12 protein-coding genes are annotated in these 18,079 nt (G+C 61.6%); 4 read left to right on the plus strand and 8 right to left on the minus strand.

Features of this window, described 5'->3' with window-relative positions; translation table 11 throughout:
• The coding region (locus ABIN98_RS20010; protein WP_346912422.1) for an amino acid adenylation domain-containing protein at positions 1 to 3,456 on the plus strand (3,456 nt) is incomplete at its 5' end.
• Positions 3,457 to 3,468: 12 nt separating this feature from the next.
• Here the strand turns inward: ABIN98_RS20010 and ABIN98_RS20015 are convergent.
• The gene (locus tag ABIN98_RS20015) at positions 3,469 to 4,584 is read right to left on the minus strand and encodes an ROK family transcriptional regulator (RefSeq protein WP_346912424.1); all 1,116 of its coding nucleotides are present in this window, start codon (positions 4,582 to 4,584) and stop codon (positions 3,469 to 3,471) included.
• A 202-nt stretch (positions 4,585 to 4,786) separates the two neighbouring features.
• On the opposite strand from ABIN98_RS20015, the gene ABIN98_RS20020 reads away from it, so the two are divergent.
• Positions 4,787 to 5,572: a DUF1868 domain-containing protein gene (locus ABIN98_RS20020; RefSeq protein WP_346912426.1), complete on the plus strand. Its 786-nt coding sequence runs from the start codon at positions 4,787 to 4,789 to the stop codon at positions 5,570 to 5,572.
• A gap of 115 nt (positions 5,573 to 5,687) precedes the next feature.
• Here the strand turns inward: ABIN98_RS20020 and ABIN98_RS20025 are convergent, their stop codons facing one another.
• Both ABIN98_RS20025 and ABIN98_RS20030 read right to left on the minus strand, forming a co-directional pair.
• Positions 5,688 to 6,062, minus strand: coding sequence for a hypothetical protein (locus tag ABIN98_RS20025; protein WP_346912428.1), 375 nt, complete (start codon positions 6,060 to 6,062; stop codon positions 5,688 to 5,690).
• A 1,357-nt stretch (positions 6,063 to 7,419) separates the two neighbouring features.
• Positions 7,420 to 8,052 carry a hypothetical protein gene (locus ABIN98_RS20030; RefSeq protein ID WP_346912430.1) on the minus strand — a complete coding sequence of 211 codons (633 nt, stop codon included), beginning with the start codon at positions 8,050 to 8,052 and terminating at the stop codon, positions 7,420 to 7,422.
• A 228-nt stretch (positions 8,053 to 8,280) separates the two neighbouring features.
• Between ABIN98_RS20030 and ABIN98_RS20035 the strand changes: the two genes are divergently transcribed.
• Positions 8,281 to 9,675: a hypothetical protein gene (locus ABIN98_RS20035; RefSeq protein WP_346912432.1), complete on the plus strand. Its 1,395-nt coding sequence runs from the start codon at positions 8,281 to 8,283 to the stop codon at positions 9,673 to 9,675.
• Positions 9,676 to 9,688: 13 nt separating this feature from the next.
• Complete coding sequence (locus tag ABIN98_RS20040; protein ID WP_346912434.1) at positions 9,689 to 10,288, plus strand: hypothetical protein; 600 nt, start codon at positions 9,689 to 9,691, stop codon at positions 10,286 to 10,288.
• Between the two features lie 28 nt (positions 10,289 to 10,316).
• On the opposite strand, the gene ABIN98_RS20045 is transcribed toward ABIN98_RS20040, so the two are convergent.
• Genes ABIN98_RS20045 through ABIN98_RS20065 form a run of 5 tightly spaced genes read right to left on the minus strand, consistent with a single transcriptional unit; the run spans position 10,317 to position 18,023 of the window.
• Entirely contained in the window at positions 10,317 to 13,460 is a 3,144-nt protein-coding gene (locus tag ABIN98_RS20045; RefSeq protein ID WP_346912436.1) for a type I restriction endonuclease, read from the minus strand.
• Positions 13,457 to 14,506 carry a restriction endonuclease gene (locus tag ABIN98_RS20050; RefSeq protein WP_346912438.1) on the minus strand — a complete coding sequence of 350 codons (1,050 nt, stop codon included), beginning with the start codon at positions 14,504 to 14,506 and terminating at the stop codon, positions 13,457 to 13,459. The genes ABIN98_RS20045 and ABIN98_RS20050 overlap by 4 nt, the downstream gene beginning before the upstream one ends.
• A gap of 12 nt (positions 14,507 to 14,518) precedes the next feature.
• Complete coding sequence (locus ABIN98_RS20055; protein ID WP_346912440.1) at positions 14,519 to 14,950, minus strand: DUF4160 domain-containing protein; 432 nt, start codon at positions 14,948 to 14,950, stop codon at positions 14,519 to 14,521.
• Positions 14,947 to 16,266 (minus strand): hypothetical protein, encoded by a 1,320-nt coding sequence (locus tag ABIN98_RS20060; RefSeq protein ID WP_346912442.1) that lies wholly within the window; start codon positions 16,264 to 16,266, stop codon positions 14,947 to 14,949. The genes ABIN98_RS20055 and ABIN98_RS20060 overlap by 4 nt, the downstream gene beginning before the upstream one ends.
• Positions 16,263 to 18,023, minus strand: coding sequence for an N-6 DNA methylase (locus tag ABIN98_RS20065; protein WP_346912444.1), 1,761 nt, complete (start codon positions 18,021 to 18,023; stop codon positions 16,263 to 16,265). Before ABIN98_RS20065 ends, ABIN98_RS20060 begins: the two co-directional genes overlap by 4 nt.
• Positions 18,024 to 18,079 lie beyond the last annotated feature (56 nt).

Below are 18,079 nucleotides of genomic sequence, written 5' to 3' on the forward strand. Positions count from 1 at the left end.
AACGCGATGTTTTCGAAGGAACTGATCTCGCTTTATGCCGGCGAAAACCTGCCCCCGGTCGACATGCAATATGTCGATTTCGTGCACTGGGAACAGGCCTGGCTCGCGTCCGATGCCTGCCGGGCCCAGATCGATTTCTGGCGCGACAGGATCGATGCCGACGATCCCCCGCTCGCCCTGCCGCTCGATCATCCGCGCCCGGCCGTGATGAGCCATGACGGCGCCATGGTCGGCCGCACATTGTCCGCCGATCTGACGGCGCGCCTGCGCGCGTTCGCGCGAACCGAGCGCGTCAGTCTGTTTCACCTGCTGGTGTCGGCGCTGATGGTGCTGCTCTATCGCATCACCGGCGACGAGACGATCAGCATCGGCACCTCGGCGGCCAACCGCAACACGCGGGCCTTTCAGGACGTGATGGGCCTGTTCGTCAACACTCTGGTGCTGCGCGCTCCGGTTAGTGGCGCAACGAGCCTCCGCGCCTTCCTGCACGCAACCGGCGAGACCTGCAAACAGGCGCTCCTCAGGCAGGAGCTGCCGTTCGAGAAACTGACTTCGGAGCGCGCGCCGCGCCGCGATCTCGGGGTGCATCCGCTGTTCCAGGTGATGTTCGTGCACCAGAACGTACCATCGCTCTACGGCCCCGCCGGCATGGGGCTGGCTCCGGTCAAGCTCGATTACGGGGCGACCAAATTCGACCTCAACCTCTGGGCCGAGGAGATCGGCGACGAACTGGTGCTGAGCCTGTTCTATGCCCGAAACCTGTTCGAGCGTTCGAGCGTCGAGCGGATGCTCGACCATTACGAAGGCGTGCTCGGCGGCCTGCTCGATCAGCCGGACGAGATGATCGGCCGGCTCGGCTTTTTTGCCCCGGAACCGGACCTGCCGGCGCCGGTGCCGCAGAGCGGCGGCGAGGAAAGCTTTGTGAGCCGCTTCGAGCGCCAGGTGGCGCTCGCGCCCGATGCCGCCGCCGTGCGCGATGCGCGGCAGACGCTCAGTTATGACGGGCTCAACAGGGCCGCCAACCGGCTTGCGGCGCGCCTCGGCAGCCTCGGCGCCGCGCCGGACGTGCCCGTTGCCCTCATGGTCTCGCGCAATGCCGACATGGTCATCGGGGTGTTGGGCGTCATGAAAGCAGGCGCGCCCTACCTGCCGCTCGATCCGGGCCTGCCGGAAGAGCGGCTGGCGACGCTTCTCGCCGACGCCGGGGTGCGGGTCATTGTCACGGATGCGGCCCATGACGATCGGATCGGGGCGCTTGGGGTCGGCGAAATCGTAGGCCTCGACAGCATCGACGGCGAGAACGATGCCAACCCACCGGTGCCGCCCGGACTGCGGGATGCCGCCTATATCATCTACACTTCGGGCACCACCGGCGTGCCGAAGGGCGTGTGCGTCGAGCACCGCCAGCTGATGAGTTACGTCGATGCGATCTGGCCGCGCATGGGGCTTGGCGTCGGCGACAGTTTCGCGACGGTCTCCCCGCTTTCGGCCGATCTCGGCAACACCATGATCTTCCCACCGCTGGCCAATGGCGGCTGCGTCACCGTCATCGCGGAGGAGCTGGTCACCGATGCCGCCGGTTTCGCGGCGCAGATGGCCGCTCATCCGGTTGATTGCCTCAAGATCGTGCCGTCGCACCTTGGCGCCCTCATCGAGGCCGGCGACGTGCTGCCGCGCAAGCTGCTCGTTCTCGGCGGCGAAGCCGCGTCCGGCGGGCTCATCGCCGCCATCCGCGCCCGCCGTCCCGATCTGCGCATCCTCAACCATTACGGCCCGACGGAAACCACCATCGGCGTGCTGACCCACGAGCTGCCGATTCCTTGTGCGGGCGAAACACCGCCGCTCGGCAAACCGCTGGCGGGTGCGCGCGTGTTCGTCCTCGATCGTGACGGCAACCACGTGCCGCGCGGGATTCCGGGCGAGATCTTCATCGGCGGCGCGTCGGTGGCGCGCGGTTACTGGAACCGCCCGGATCTGACCGCCGAGCGCTTCGTTCCCGATCCGGAGCTGCCGGGCGGTCGGCTCTACAGGACCGGCGACAGGGGACGCGTCGATGACGGCGGTATTTTGGTCTTCGAGGGCCGCGTCGACCGCCAGATCAAGCTACGCGGCCATCGTGTCGAGCCTGCAGAGATCGAAGCGGCGCTCGAACGCCACGAAGCCGTAGCTCAGGCGGTCGTGCAGCTGGATTCGCGGGGACGCATCGTCGCCCATGTCCGGACGATTGCGCCAGTCGAGATCCGCATGCTTGCCGACGCCCTGCGGGCGCAGCTGCCGGCCCATATGGTGCCGGCCACGATCACGCGCGTCGCGTCCATGCCGCTGACGGCAAATGGCAAGCTCAATGCCCGCGCGCTGCTGAACGGGACCGAAGGCGACGCGGCATTGCCCGGACGGGCGCCGCGGGACGAGATCGAACTTGCCCTGACCCGGATCTGGAAGGACATGCTCGGCCTCGAAACCCTCGGCATCGACGACGATTTCTTCGCGCTTGGCGGCCATTCGTTGCTGGCGGTGCAGCTGATGAGCCGGATCGGACGCCGCTTCGGCCACAACCTGCCTTTGGCCAGCCTTTTCGAACACAACACGATTGCGCGGCTGGCGCCGCTGTTGCGTAGCGGTGCGCCGGCCGGCTTTTCGCCATTGGTGACGATCCAGTCGGCGGGCGATGCACCGGGCGTCGTCTTCGTGCATCCGGCCGGCGGCAATGTGCTGTGCTTTTACGATCTGGCCGAGGCGCTGGGACGCGACAGGCCGTTTTTCGCCCTTCAGGCCGATCTCGACGAGCCTGACCACGCGGTGCCCGACATTGCCCGGCGCTATCTTGCGGCCCTGCCGCCCGAGCCGCCGGCGCTGATCGGCGGTTGGTCGATGGGCGCTCTGATCGGTTTCGAGATCGCCGCGCGCTATGCCGACCTTTATGGCGTCGCGCCACCGGTCGCCGTGCTCGACCAGCTGGCGCCGGTCTCGGGCCTGCCGGTCGCCGAAGAGGCGGACGATCTGACGCTCATGCTTTCTTACGCCAAAAAAGTGGCCGAGCTCGTCGGACAAAAAGATATCGGGCTCGATCCCCAGGCGCTGCGCGCCGCGACCCCCGCCGAACAAACAGAACTGTTCCTCGACAGCTTCGTGCGCCACGGCCTCGCGCCGGATGGCACGACAAGCGCCCAGTTCCGGCGCTATCTCGATCTCATGCTGGCGCATAATCGCACGACGCAGGCCTACCGCCCGTCGGCGCCCTATGCCGGACGCATCATCGTGTTCAGGGCCGAGGAGGCCCTCGATCCGATCCAGGCCGCCGCGCGCCCGCGGGACCTCGGTTGGCAGCGCTTCTCGCTCCAGAAGGTGACAGTGGTGCCGGTGCCGGGAAACCATGTCTCGATCATGCGCAAGCCCAATGTCACCCTGCTCGCCCAAAACCTGCTGACCGAACTGTCGGCAACGGCCGCGAGCTGACCGGCTTCGCACCTAGAAAATAAGCCGGTGCAGCGGCAACAGCGCCGCCCCGAGATGGGCGGGGTCGCCCTGCAGTTCGCTGACGACCAGATCCGGCATCGCCAGGCGCTGGTCGCGGAAGGTGCCCCTGCCGATCTCGACGAACAGCCGGCGCAGCGCGTCCGGCGCCTCGCCGCCGAAAAAGATCGCACCGGGATCGATCGTTGCCTGCAGGGCGCGCAGCGCCAGCTGCAGCTGCGGTTTCACGTCCTCCAGCCACTCGGCGACGCCCGGCCAGTCGGGCTGGAAACGCGCGGTCAGGTCGCGCACGGAAGTCGTGTGGATGTTGTGCTCGGACAAGACGTTGATGAGCTGGCTGAGCGCCGGACGGCGCGGCAACTCGGTCTTGTCGTAGACGGCGCTGATTTCGCCGGCATTGCCATGCGCCCCGCGAAACGCCGCGCCCTCGGCGAAGATTCCGCAGCCGAAACCGTGGTTGAAGGACAAATAGGCGATGCAGTCGTGGCCCGCGCCGGCGCCGAGATAATGTTCGGCGATGGCGCTCGAGGTCGCATTGTTCTCCGCAAAGGCCGGCAGGCCGAGCGCCTCGTTGAACAGGGCCTCGAGCGCAATGCCCTGCCAGGACGCGAGCGGCAGGGGCGGAAAGAACACGTCAGGTGCGCCGCCCCGGAACCCCTGCATGGACACGCCGATCCCGACCAGGACCCTGTTCGTCCTGTTGGCCGCGGTCCAGTCCGAAAGCTTGGCTTTGAGCACATCGAGAACCGCGTCCGGCCTGATCGGATCGAAGTGAAGCGTTTCCTCGAACAGCGGCTTTCCCGCCAGAGTGACGAGGCAGAACCGCACGTCCTCGGTGCCGATCGAGACGCCCGCCGAGGTATAGTGGTCGGGATCGACAAAAAGCGTCGGGCTCGGCTTGCCGCGCCCGACGATGCGGGCCTCGCCGTAGCGCAGGTAAACGCGCTTTTCGAGACTGTCGACCAGCCGATGCACCGACTGCTGGGACAGATCGGTCTTCTCGGTCACCGCCGAACGGGCGATTTCTCCCGACCGCAGCACGATCGCCATGATCTTTCGTTCGCTCGCGGTCAGCTGGCAGGTCGAATCAAGTTGCCTTTTGTCGCTCATGATCTGCCTGACTGCGTCGGAACCTGCGGGGCGATGTCGCCATACTCGCGACGGGGGAGCGCCAGTTCAAGCCATATCACTTGACAAGCGTCATATTAATATCACCAATGACAGGTAATAATTCGGCTTGTCCTGGAGAATACCCGGCTGCGTTCCGCCTCGCGCAGGGACCGCATCGTTTTTCCTAAACCCGGAGACCGCAATGACTGCTCTGACCTGGTCGGAATCCGCCGACCGGCGCAAGGAAATCATCGACCACATCTCGGGCCGCAATCCCGTCAGGGCGCATCCGCCTGCGATCACGGCGCCGGGCGAAGGCGGCAAGTTCACGCCCGCAGGCGAGGTGCTGAATTTCCCCGGCAACACCTTCATTTGCCACATCGGTCGCAACTCGCGCTTTTTCGACGCGCTTTGCGACATGCAGGACGAGTTGAAGGCGATGTATTACGCCGACCACTTTTCCTTCCTGCCCAAGCCGAGCTTCCACATGACCGTGTTCTGCGGCATTTCCGGATCGCCCCTGGGTTCGGACGGCCTGCCCGAGGGTTTTCAGCCCGGCACGTCACTCGGCGAGGTCAGCGCCGGCTATCTGGCAAGACTTGAGAGTGAAACCGGCCGCGCCGGATTTGTGGTCCGTCCCACTGGCCTGCGGCTGCCGGCAACAATCGAGATGGAACCGCTCAACCCGGAGGAAAGCGACAAGCTGCGCGGCATGCGCACAAAGCTTCAGGCCCTGACCGGGCTTTATCGCGAGGATTTTCCGACCTATCGCTTCCATGTCAGCATGGCCTATCTCATCAAATGGCTGATGCCCGACGAGGCAGAGATCGTCATGTGCGAAGCCGAGCGCCTGTTTGCCAAATACTGCCTCGCTCTCGAGGAGCCGGTTGTGCTCGGGCCGGTCGAATTCTGCGAATTCGACACAATGCATCATTTCGCAAAGCTCGGCCTGCTCAGCCCGGAAGGCTTCGTCCCCGCGAGCCGCTGACAATGGCGCGAGAGGAACGCCGGGCCGACGTCACGCGTCGCAAGGTGTGCCTCATGCGCCATATCAAGGCTGGCGGCCCCGTCTCGCTCTGGATGACGGAGCGCCGGCAGGGCCGTCACTTGATGGGAACAAGGTTCAGATTGGCCTTTGTGCCGGTATTGCCGAGCGTTCTGAGCATCACGGCATATTTGCCGCCACAGACATTGATCAGACCCGTCGCGGTGGCGTTCTGGAAGCTGATATGCGCATAGGCCCATGCGGCGCATTCGCCATTGCTCGTAGACACCGAGACCGACTGGCATTTTCTTGGCTTGATGGCCTCGAAGCCCGAAACGGTGCCCCCTTTCACGCTGAAGCTGACAACCTGCGCATTCGAGATCGCGTTGCAGATGGTGATGCGATGTGCGCCCGCCGAAGCGTCAACGACAGTAAAAGTCAGTGCGATCAAGAAAACCAGACAAATACAATAGAGTTTAGTGATCATATTCATGGCCAATCTCCGCTAAAATACCGAAAACCGGAATGCGAGATTATTGTCTATAATAGAGTAAAGAACAAGAGTTGCGCCTGTTGGCGTCCTCATGACCCATTTCTGTGCAGTCATCGCCGGAAATGGCGGACTCATTGTGCCAACGGAAATTTCCGGGCAAATGCCCCGGTTCCGACAATCGGGTCGAGTCGGCGACCGAAGTTCGACGTGCTGGATGCTGCAGAGTGCGGACTCCTAGACCGAGTTCATTCTAACGATCTGGCTTTCTCCTGCCGCAAACAGTGCTGCGAGCAGTGAACAGGACAAACTGCAAACTGGATCCGGCAGCCGCGGTCTCAACCCGAGATGCCCCAATAGGGCGCTGCGCCGCCAGCGGAACGCACCGGTTTGCCATCTCCATTCGTGCTGGCCATGACCGGCGATGGCAAAGGGCAAATCGCATTCGGCATCCGCGAGAACGCGCGTTTCCACTCCGGATGTGTTCTGGATTGTTTTTGTGGGCAATACCCGTCGAGCCGCCGCGCAAGCGGCGACGACCACGAAATGTCCGGAAAATTCAAGTTTGGCGCACCCGGCGAGTTGGGGTCCTGCCACAGGCGTCAGGTCGTTATCGACACTCAGCAATATCAATGGCTTAGACCATAGAGGGTTCGATGTGAAGGGGCGTTTTTGGTCTACCGTTTGGTCTACCCTTCGGCTTTCCGAGGGGAAGCCGATGATGACCCCTAGGATTGCCTCTGGTGCTCCAGGGGCGGACACCTTGGTGCATGGTACGCCCCCGGTCAGTTTGACAGGTGCCGAAGGGGGTGCCGGGGGGGGGTAGACTGGGCACCAGCCCCCTACGTATCCAGTCTCACATTTTTGGGCCGAAAGGGCGTCCCCACGGTGTCCCGAGGACCGGCTCCAGAATGCTCCGCGCGACGGGTACGTGTCCCTCGTCTAGAGGCGAAAGCGTTTTTCCCGATGGGGAGTAGCGGCCATATATGCATCGCTGTGTGCGGCCGCACCGGTGGGGCGAGACTGCTGCTTTCCCTGTTCAGGCCCCTCCATGCCAGAAATTACTAGTAATGGGAGAGGGGGTACTGGAGGCTGCCTGGAGGCGGGATTGGAGGTGCCTGTCCCAAGAGGTAGCCTTGGAAGGGGACCACCCCGCCCCCTTTCCTAGTTGGACCCTTTGCCGTGTAGGTAGGAGTAGAGGGGGGCTGTCCTTTCCAGGAGGAGGTCGTCCCCACCCTGGCCGTTGAGGGTGTCTTGTCTGTCCTTGCACCGCTCCGTCAGCATTCCGCCGTCCGCCGCCGTCCCCACTTCGCGAACTCCTAAGGCTCAACTCGGGAGCGAACATGGAAGGGAGGGCGACTCAGCGCTCTTCGAGCCAGAAGCGCTCGTCGCCGTCGCAGCAAACCGGCTCTTCCCAAAGAGCTACTAGCCATCCCGGAAGCGACCGGCGGGAGATCGGGCGAAAGCCAAGTCGCGAGTCCGAACAGTAGTAGTCGCCAAGCTTCCGGCATTGCTCGTTTGAGATTTCGTCTCCGTCAGGGTGTGCCTTTAGGATGACCAGGAGGCCGGGGCGCCCGAGAATATGCCGAGCCTCGCGCATCAGACGTTGAGTAAGGTGTCTGCCTCTCGACTCCGGCTCTACTTCTGCTCGTTCAAGTAGCGCAACAGCTCCTGCCATCTCCAAGTCGTCTGTATCGACTTGCAGCGTCTTGGCGATCAATGCTTTCCGCTCAACCAGGATTTCAAAGGCTTCTGCCGCATGTGCGCTTCGATCATCAAAGCGGTCGAAATATGCCTGGTCCTCAAAGGAGTCCGGCAGGTAGCCGGGTTGCAGGAGAAATCCCTCCAGCCTCCCCACCGTCTCACCGGGAGCATCTTCACGGCTGTCGGTGTCGTACTTATCGCACGAAACAGAGAAGTCCAGCGTATGCGGCTCGTCGGCACGCTTGGATATTTTGGTGCTGATCGTGAAGTATGGCTCGCTTTCGAACATGGTTTCTTCCGCTTTCCCGTATGCAGGCACCGCTCGCATGTCCCGTTTGAGCTGGTGCCAAAACATTCCTCCGAGGACCGTGACAAGATGGCTCTGCCATCGCGTGCCAGCAACCAGATTGCATCAATCTGACACACCCAGTTCGAGGCAACGTGCTCTATGAACTAAGAAAATGGCCTACTTGCGCAGCGCCGCTATTTGGGCCTTATGCGGCGCAGGACTTTGAACATGCTGGACCTCGACTACTCGCGACCACTCAGGCTCTGGTATACCGTCGATCATTGGGCGTTCGACGATCTGGAGAGCCGTTTGCTTCGTGAGTGCTATCCAGAAAGCCTCCCGGAGGCCGCGCCCGTCAACCTCAGGGTTCTTCTGGCAAACCTCTATGCAGCTTGGTGCGACGACCCCGAGCTGTCAGTCGCTATCGCGAAGAGCAACAGCGGATATCGCAAGAAGACCCGCTACAATGGACAGAAGGCGTCGGCATTTTTGATCAAGGTGGCGGATCGTCTTTTCGAACTCGACTTGATCGGACAGGCGGTCGGATTCTACGACCGCAATCGCAAGACGGGCAAGAGAACGCGCGTTTGGCCGGTGGGTCGGCTCCGGCAGGAATTCGACAGGCTCGTAGCATTGATGGTCAAGCCCATCGTCGCCTCGAAAACGGAGTGCCTTGTGCTTCGGGATGCAGACGGCAACGACATGCGACAGGTGCTCACCGACTACAACCAGATGCTTGCGCGGACCTTCATAGACATCCGCGATCTTGAAGTCCCGAAGCTACAGCTCGGCGGACGCTCCTACTTGTCCGTGTCGCAATCGGACAAGTTCGTTCATCGCGTCTTCAACCGTAGCAGTTGGCAGAAGGGCGGAAGATTCTACGGAGGCTGGTGGCAACGCTGCCCCAAGGAATGGCGTAAGCGGATATTCATCAACGACCATCCGACCATAGAGGACGACTACTCCGGCCTTCACATCGTTATGCTCTACGGATGGGAAGGAATCGATTTCTGGGCAAACGCGGAGCCGGACGAAGACCCTTATCGGGTAGACGTGCCTGAGTTGGCTCTCGATCCGGTCACCCAGCGACGTTGCGCAAAGACGCTGATGCTGATTGCCGTCAACGCGGAAAGTGAGAAATCTGCGTTCAAGGCGTTTCGGTCAAGTGTGCGGGACGACGGCGAATGGGAGTTGGGCGCGCTCACGGATCGACAGCTAGCGTTGTTGCTTGATGCCCTTCGCAGAAAGCACGCGCCGATTGCCTATCGGCTCGGCGCCGGAGCCGGGATCGACCTGATGAACCAGGACTCCAGGATCACCGAGTACATCATCAAGAGGTTCCTGGAAGCGGGGCGGCCCGTTCTCAGCATACACGACAGCTACATCGTGACTTTCGGGGATGATGGGCGTCTGCGTGATACTCTCCATGAGGCCTTCGAATACGTCACTGGCATCAAGGGTGTTCAGTTGAAACGGGAGGGTATCGGCTACCACCAAATCCAGGTCGTGGACGCGGATGGACGAGTGACCTACTCGGAGGAAGCCGACAGACTTTCGGAACTGATCAACACTCCTCGCAGCCCCGGTTACGTGCGTCGAATGGAGCGCTTCTTCTCCCACTAGCGGCGACACACCCATGACCAAAAAGCGCCTCGACAAGATCAAGCTACAGACTTGTCACGCACCCAGGTGCGGACGCCTCGGTAGGGGCAGGTTCTGTGTTCACCACCGGTCGCTTTTCCGCTACTACGGGGCACCGGTTGCCGGCCCGACCAAGCAGCTCCTGGAAGTTCACCAACGCTACCTCAGGAAGTCCCTCGGCCCCCTTATTGAGCTAGACCAAGAGGTGCACAATCTTATCCTCCAGATCGCCGACATCGCCTTCGAGCCACGCCCTATGCATTTCAAGGGCGCGCGGCCAAGCCGGACCCTGTGGGCGAGCTACGAGGCGGTGACGGGGCAGGTCCTGAGGATACGGCAGTGCCACCCAGGAGAGACCAACACAGAACTGGCGGAGCGCCTCTGGTGGGCTTTCCTGACCACCCAATGCCTGGAATTGTCGAGCATCTACGTCCATCAGGACCGGCACCATTTCTGGACTTCGGTAGTCCGCCTCCTCCTGACGGACAGCCACGGGCAGAAGCCGTCCTCCCGATATGCCGACTACCTCGACGAGTGGCTCAACACCCTCCTGTCCACTCCTGCTGCCAAGCTATGTACAAGAGTGAAGCTATAGCCGTCTGCCATTTGAAGAGCCGCTGAAGCTAGCGACTACCGTCGCCGTGCCCTTGTCTCGATGCGCTTTGAGCGGATTGCTCCCGCAACATCTCGTACAACTGGCCTGGTCCCAGGAGAATTTCCTTGATGCGCTCTCGGGCTTCCTCGGAGTTCAGCGTCTGTTGACTCATCGCCTGATGAGCATCCCAGGCGTCTATTGCTGCGTCCACGATCGAGGGCAAGAGATCAGGTGAGTTGGAAAACTGTTGCTTGGTGTTGTTGGCTGCTTGCTCGACCAGTGTCTCGGACTGGAGAAGCTTGCCTTTCAAAACGTTGTTCACATAGACGAGCTTGTCGTTATCGCGGAGGTCGCCCTGGAACAAGTCGTTCACCCGCGCAATGATCTCTTCCAGCATCGCCTTCTGCTTGTCCTGGACGCTCCCCGATCCGGTTTCAGTAATCGGCTGGAGCCTCTCCCCCTCGCCGCCCAACACCAGAGTCCGCTGGCCGGCGTTGCTGAGCCTGTGGTGCGTAAGGACCAAGCTGGAGATGTCGACATCCGCCCGCTCGCGTCCGAATTCCAGAAGCGGGATGAGGCGCCGGAAGAACAGGTATCGCTTCTCGATGTCGGTATTTCCGTAGTCGAATATCTGCGACAGGAAAGCGTAGAGGCGTACGAAGGCGCCCATGTCCCCATTGAACTGCACCAGGGCGTTCATCTCGTCCAAGGCACGTTTGGACGCGTTGCTGTCGTCTCTGGCTTCCGCTTCCCGCCGACGCTGTTGCGCTTCCCTGAATGACCGAAGCAGGCGATCAGCGACTGGGGTGAGTGCGGCGACGAGGTCCCCCTGCCGGGCATTTGGGTCCAGTTCCGCTTTCACAACGCGGTCAACTTCGTTCTGGTCGTAATGCCCTTCCGCGTCGAGCTTGGCCCTCAGGTCGAATACCAGGTTAGGGTCAGTGACGTCTTCCAGCTCGGCCGTCTGGTAGTAGGGCTGGAAGGCACCGAGGATGTCTTCGCCAGAGTTGACGAAGTCGAGGACGTAGGTGGTGTCCTTGCCTGGATGGGCGCGGTTAAGACGGGAGAGGGTCTGGACAGCCTGAATGCCGGCCAGCCGTCGATCGACATACATGCCGCACAACAGCGGCTGGTCGAAGCCGGTCTGGAACTTGTTGGCGACCAGGAGAATATTGTACTCGGGAAGCTTGAAGGCCTCTCGGATATCACGTTCTAGAAGGCCGGGGTTGAGTGAGGAACTTGTTTCGCTGAAGGGGTCTTCCCCGCTTTCCTTGTCGTTCACTTCGCCGGAGAAGGCCACAAGGGTGCCGATCCGGTAGCCCTTGTCGTCGATGTATTTCTGGATGGCGAGCTGCCAGCGAACCGCCTCAAGACGGCTTCCGGTAACCACCATCGCCTTTGCTTTTCCGTCCAGAAGCGGCTGCACCATCGACCGATAATGTTCTACGACAATCTGCACTTTTTGGGCAATGTTGTACGGGTGGAGGCGCACCCAGCGCATCAGTGTCTTGACGGCCTCTGAGCGCTCGACCTCGGTGTTATCGATCTCCTTGCCTTGATTGGCCAGACGGAAAGCCAGATCGTAGGGCGTGTAGTTATGCAAGACGTCGAGGATGAATCCCTCTTCGATCGCCTGACGCATGGAGTAGACGTGGAAAGCGGCCGGCAGGTTGGTCTCGCTGGCCGGTTGGTCCGGGTGCGGCCGCCGCCCGAACAACTCCAGCGTCTTGCCTTTGGGCGTCGCCGTGAAGGCGACATAGGTGATGCCGTTGTCGGCAGCTCGGGCTGCCATCTGCGCAGCAAGGATGTCTTCCGAACTGACCTCGCCCCCGTCTTCCAGTTCCGCCTGTTCTTCGGGCGACAAGACCGCTTTGAGCTTGGCGGCCGCCTGGCCAGTCTGGCTGCTATGGGCTTCGTCTGCGATCACGGCGAAGCGTTTGCCCTGAGTGGCCGCAAGGTCCCGCACAGCCTCCAGAGCGAAGGGGAAGGTCTGGATGGTGCAGACAACGATCTTCTTTCCGCCCGCCAGTGCCTGGGCAAGCTGCCCACTCTTCGCCCCGGCGTCGTTGCGGATGGTTTCAACCACCCCCGTGTTGCGTTCGAAGCTGAAGATGGCTTCCTGCAATTGCGTGTCGATGACGTTGCGGTCCGACACCACGACCACGGTATCGAATACCTTCTGATCATCGGCGTCGTGCAGATCGGCCAGGAAATGCGCCGACCAGGCAATCGAGTTGGTCTTGCCCGAACCAGCCGAGTGCTGGATCAGGTACTTGCCTCCGGCTCCCTCGTCGAGCACTGCTGCGCGGAGCTTGCGGGTGGCGTCGAGCTGGTGGAAGCGTGGGAAGATGTAGCCGAACAGCTTCTTCTTCGGGTCGCGCACCGCCACCATGTAGCGCCCAAGGATTTCGAGCCAACTGTCGCGCTGCCAGATGTCCTCCCAAAGATAGGAGGTCGGATGACCATCTGGATTTGGCGGATTGCCCTTGCCGCCATCGTGACCTCGATTGAACGGCAGGAAGGTTGTGCTTGGCCCGTTGAGACGGGTCGTCATCATGACGTCGACATTGGACACGGCGAAGTGCACCAGGGCGCCGCTCGGAAACGCGAGAAGCGGTTCGACTGCCTGCCCTTTCGAGGACGGATTGCGATCAAACCGGTACTGGTCCACCGCATCACCCACCGATTGGGTGAAGTCGGTCTTGAGCTCGACTGTCGAGACCGGCAGGCCATTGAGGAAGAGCACCAGGTCAATCGCCTTCTCATTGGCGATCGAGTAGCGGACCTGTCGCACCACCCGAAGCCGGTTGGCTTCATACCGGGCGAGAATATCGGTATTCATCGACAAAGCCGGCCTGAACTGCGCCAGTGCCAGCGGTGCCCTGAGGCCGATCAGTTCCACCCCGTGCCGCAGCACGTCGAGCGTGCCCCGGTCATCAAGCTGCTTGCGGACGCGATCCAGCAGCGTGGCGATGGCGCCAGTGCCGTGGTTCTTGACCAGTGCCTGCCACGCCTGCGGCTGGCTGGCCTGCACCCAGGCCACGAGGTCATCTGGGAACAGCGCGTGCCGGCGATCATACTGGGCGTAGTCGTCCTGGGCATAAAGCCATCCCTGCGCCGCGAGGTGCTCGCAGATTTCGGTCTCGAAGCTGATTTCGCGGTGAAGGCTCATGTCTCGCCTGCCGACTCGTCATCGAGCACAAGCGCCCACATGCGACGGAGCGGCAACTCGGCGCGGATGTCCTCGGGTAAACGGTCATAGGTTGTAAGGAGATTGTCGATCAGTTCTTCGCGGCCCCATAGGCGCACCCGGAAGAACAGCTCGTTGACCCGACGCTGGACCGCGCTCGTGTAGCCGCCCCAACTTACGATGAGGCCGTGATCCGCATGTGTATCCTGAATGCTGCCGATGAGAGCCTGGAGTGTTGGCTGATCGACCGCAAACTTGCCGGACTTGACCTGGACGACCACGCGGGGACTATCCAGCCCTAGCGGTCCATTGCCCGCGACGATGTCGATCCCAGCATCGGCCCCTGGCGGAGAGACGCGCGTCTTGTAGCCCTGGGCCGTGAGGATGGCCGCGACCAGACGGGTGAAGTCATGGCCGGTGAAGACGGAGGCGATGCGGCGGACGATCTGATCCCGCGCCACCTCCTCCAGATTGACCGGTTGGTCCTCTGCCTCGATCGTCGGCTCGGTAGTTGCTCCCGGCCTGGTGGCGGCGGGGGCCGTTCCGTCGCCCGGGTCGCTGCCCGCCTTCAGCACCTGTTGAACACGCGACAGGGCGTTGTTGCGGGCGATCTCGCACACGGTCATGAAGGCGCCGAAACTGTAAAGCAGGTCCTGCTTGAAGGACTCGCGCGGCAGGTCGGTTTTCAGCCACTCGACAGGGCGGGTTATCTCGCCATTCGGTCCAGGTTTGTAAGGACCGACGATGCGTCCTATCCCGATCGTCGACGTGGTCTTGAAGGGGGTCACGAACAGGTCGCCGTTTTCCGCGACATTTACCAGCTGGTTGATTTGCGCCGCAAAGTTCCGGTGCCGGTTGGGCTTGTCGTTCGGGTAGAGAGCTGCAAACTTAGCGATCAAGGCATCGCGGTCCTTCAGGTTCGAGATGTCCTCCGCAATGCCGAAGCTGAGGGTCAGGACATTGTTCTGAAGCGCTGCATTTTCGAACTCGCCGTTCTTGCCGAGGCGGATGAGCCAAAGGCGCGTCATGACTGCCCCTCCCTATTGATCATTGCGATAGGCTCCAACAGGACAATCTGCGGGGCGGGTTTCGTTCCAAGCCTTGATTAGCTTGGGCTTGTTGGTCTTCCACCAAAGCCGAACATTGCGCTTATACTTCAGGACGTGACCATCACCATTGAGCACGCGGCAATCAGCGATGGCAAAGTTGGCCGTTCCACCTTTGTACTTGACCCTGAAATGAGGTGGGGGATGCTCTCGCGCGAAGATTTCAATCTTCATGCCCTGATTTAGGCTAACGATGAACTCAATCGAGTGTTCAGGCTCCTGCCTTCCGTGCGAGTCAATCGGTCCTTGTGAGAAGGACTTCTCAAGCTCGTCAACAACAGCATCGGGGACAGCAACGACATACTCCACCGGGCTATCGTCGCCTCGGTGATCAGTTAGTCCCTCTGCCTCACGACTAGTCGTCATGCAGCAACCTCCCCTGCAGCTCCGTCACGAACGTCGATTTTCCCGGTGACAGCTGCAGAGATCAGGGCGGTGCGGCGTTCGGCGAGAAGATCGACAGCTTGGGCCGCACGGCTGCCAAGGTCAGTTAGCTTCCGGACCTGCGACGCAACGTGCCTAACGATTGCCTCCTGCTCGTCCAGCGGAGGCATTGCGGCAATGAATGACTTCAGCGCGGATTGTGGCAGATTATTCGCAAGCCCGTCCGCTCCACTGATTGCCCGTTCAATCTGGTGACGAAGCGGTCGCGATCCCAAGAGGAGAGCGAGGAATTGAGGACTAACCCCTGGTGCTGGGTGGAGTCGGAACACTTTGTCCGAGAGCATCAACATCGGCCGAGTCGCGTCCACATATGCCGTTGCCCCCACGTTCTCGCGGGAGCCATTTGCTCGAGACATCAGCACGTCACCCAATCTCACCTCTAGCTCGGGAATTGGGTCGAGACCGACTGGCAGGGCCTTATTCTCCTCTTCACGGAATACCGACCCATTCGCGCAACCTGCCTTCAAGACTCCCCATTCGCCCGGCTCGGCGGGTCTGCTCTCACAATCGGGACTCCAACCTTGCTCGATTGCCTCCAGAATTCGCCGAACCTGAACAACCTCCCAATGCGCCGGCACATCGCCCAGCCACTCGACGCCCGAAGGTTTCATCGTGGCGTTCGGATCAAGACCCTTGGTCACCGCATGGGAGATGACGGCCTGGCGCTTCTCTCTGAGCAGCTCGATAAGCCGCCGCTGCTCCTCCACCAGCGCGTCGATCTTGCCCGTCTCTCGGTCGAGGAATGCGGCGATGGCGGTCTGCTCGGCGAGTGGTGCGCGAGGGAATGGTAGGTTCGCCATGAAGTCCCAACTCGCACGTGGCATCTTTGCGCCGTATGTGGAACCGTCCACCACAGCTATCAGCTCTCGGCTCAGTAGGTAATACTGCGCGAACCGCCCCTGCACATTGAGCTGAGGCCTTAGGACGTGGAAATCCCCAACGGCCTGCCCCGGCGCTTCAGCAAGCAGCGCCTTCGCAAGGTAAGGTCGCAACTTGCCAAAGAGGATATCTCCGCTCCTGAAGTTGGTGCCGTCGCCTTCATACTCGGTCACTGTCTCGACATACCGCCCGGTCCAGCTTTGGATGTTCTCCAGCGCTACCTTTGGCGAGCCGTCACCTACCTTGTCGGTGATCAGCTTCAGTGCCCACTTGAGCCTGATCTTGGACCACTCGGGAGGCAATGGCCCGATCCAATCGGCAAGTCCCACGTCCTCAACTGAGCTGGCTGATATCGTCACTCTACCAGCTCCCTGATCATCTGTATGATCCGCCCGGTGACTGCTTTCAGGTCCCGGTCGATCTCCTCCAACGGGCGCGGCGGTTCGAAGACGTAGAAGTGCCGGTTGAAGGGAATCTCATAGCCAACGCGGGTCTTGTCGTGATCGATCCAGGCGTCGGGGACGTGCGGCGCCACTTCGCGCTTGAAATAGGCCTCGACGTCCTCCCCCAAAGGCACGTTCTCGGTGTCCCTCAGGCTGCTGTCCGGCTGCGGCTTGCCCTTCGCTTTGCCGCGCTGTCCCAGAACCACACGGCCCTGCTCGTCAAGCTGCGGGCGCTCGACGGTGATGGTGCGGAAGCCGAAGGCCTCGTTGGGGAAGATGAGCGACAACGGCGCCAGCTTGACCTTGCCGCCTTGGGGAGCCGGTGGCGCTTGCTCGCCTTCGGCCACCACCTCGCGGCCGACCTCTTTGCCCGCTGGATTCAGCAGCGTGGCGAGTTGCGCCCCGGCAAAGCCGCCGAACAGCCTGACGACGATGCCGATGTCCTCCGGCCCCATCTCCTTGCGCTTGGCACCGAGGCTCTTGCGCATCTTCTGCCAGAAGCCCGAGGCGTCGATCAGCTGCACCTTGCCCTTGCGCTTTGCCGGCTTGCGGTTGGTCAGCACCCAGACATAGGTGGCGATGCCGGTGTTGTAGAACATGTCCGTGGGTAGGGCGATGATCGCCTCCAGCAGGTCGTTCTCCAACACGTAGCGCCTGATCTCGCTCTCTCCACTGCCCGCACCACCCGTGAACAGGGGCGAGCCATTGAGGACGATGGCGAAGCGGCTGCCCCCGTCTTTGGCCGGGCGCATCTTGGAGATGAGGTGGAGGAGGAACAGGAGAGAACCATCGGAGACACGCGGCAGACCGGGACCGAAGCGGCCATTGTAGCCCTGCTGCTCGTGCTCGCGCCGGACCTCCTTTTCGACCTTTTTCCATTCAACGCCGAAGGGTGGATTGGAGAGCATGTAGTCGAATTTCTCGCCTGCATGGCCATCGTCGGAAAGGGTGTTGCCGAAGACGATCTTGCTCACGTCCTGACCCTTGATCAGCATGTCGGCTTTGCAGATCGCGTAGCTTTCCGGGTTCAGTTCCTGGCCGAACATGACGAGCTTGGCCTTGTCGTTGTGGTCGACAATGTACTCGTCGGCGATCGACAGCATGCCGCCCGTGCCCGCCGTCGGGTCATAGATGGTGCGCACCACCGGCTTGGTCAGGAGGTCGTCGTCCTCGATGAACAGCAGGTTGACCATCAAGCGGATGACCTCGCGCGGCGTGAAGTGCTCACCGGCCGTTTCGTTCGACAGTTCGGAGAAGCGGCGGATCAGTTCTTCGAACACCAACCCCATCTGGTAGTTGCTGACCTCGGACGGGTGGAGGCCGATGCCGGCGAACTTCTCGGTCACCTGATAGAGCAGCCCCGCCTTGTTGAGCCGGTCGATCTGGGCGGCAAACTCGAAATGGTCGAAGACGTCGCGGACCTCGGGCGAAAAGCCCTGGATGTAGGCGAACAGATTGGGGGCGATGTTGTCCTGATCACCCATCAGCCGAGCCATGTCGAGCGGCGAGGTGTTGTAGAACGTCTGACCGGAAGCACGGCGAAGGAACGGGTCGGGGTTCATGCCCTGAGCGGTCTTGGCCGTCAGTTCTTCGAGAACCGCCTGCTTGGTCGGCGCCAGGACGCAATCGACGCCGCCGGAGGACGGTGAAGGGCAGAATGACCTTGCCGTAATCGGCCTGCTTGTAGTCGCCCCTCAGAAGGTCCGCGACAGACCAGAGGAACGACGAA

This window comes from uncultured Roseibium sp., from assembly GCF_963675095.2.
GTDB lineage: Bacteria > Pseudomonadota > Alphaproteobacteria > Rhizobiales > Stappiaceae > Roseibium.

Excerpts from the sequence above, each read along its gene's own strand:
- ABIN98_RS20015 (WP_346912424.1), bottom strand. The coding sequence starts at position 4,584 with ATGAGCGACAAAAGGCAACTTGATTCGACCTGCCAGCTGACCGCGAGC.
- ABIN98_RS20020 (WP_346912426.1), top strand. The coding sequence starts at position 4,787 with ATGACTGCTCTGACCTGGTCGGAATCCGCCGACCGGCGCAAGGAAATC.
- ABIN98_RS20025 (WP_346912428.1), bottom strand. The coding sequence starts at position 6,062 with ATGAATATGATCACTAAACTCTATTGTATTTGTCTGGTTTTCTTGATC.
- ABIN98_RS20030 (WP_346912430.1), bottom strand. The coding sequence starts at position 8,052 with ATGTTCGAAAGCGAGCCATACTTCACGATCAGCACCAAAATATCCAAG.
- ABIN98_RS20035 (WP_346912432.1), top strand. The coding sequence starts at position 8,281 with ATGCTGGACCTCGACTACTCGCGACCACTCAGGCTCTGGTATACCGTC.
- ABIN98_RS20040 (WP_346912434.1), top strand. The coding sequence starts at position 9,689 with ATGACCAAAAAGCGCCTCGACAAGATCAAGCTACAGACTTGTCACGCA.
- ABIN98_RS20045 (WP_346912436.1), bottom strand. The coding sequence starts at position 13,460 with ATGAGCCTTCACCGCGAAATCAGCTTCGAGACCGAAATCTGCGAGCAC.
- ABIN98_RS20050 (WP_346912438.1), bottom strand. The coding sequence starts at position 14,506 with ATGACGCGCCTTTGGCTCATCCGCCTCGGCAAGAACGGCGAGTTCGAA.
- ABIN98_RS20055 (WP_346912440.1), bottom strand. The coding sequence starts at position 14,950 with ATGACGACTAGTCGTGAGGCAGAGGGACTAACTGATCACCGAGGCGAC.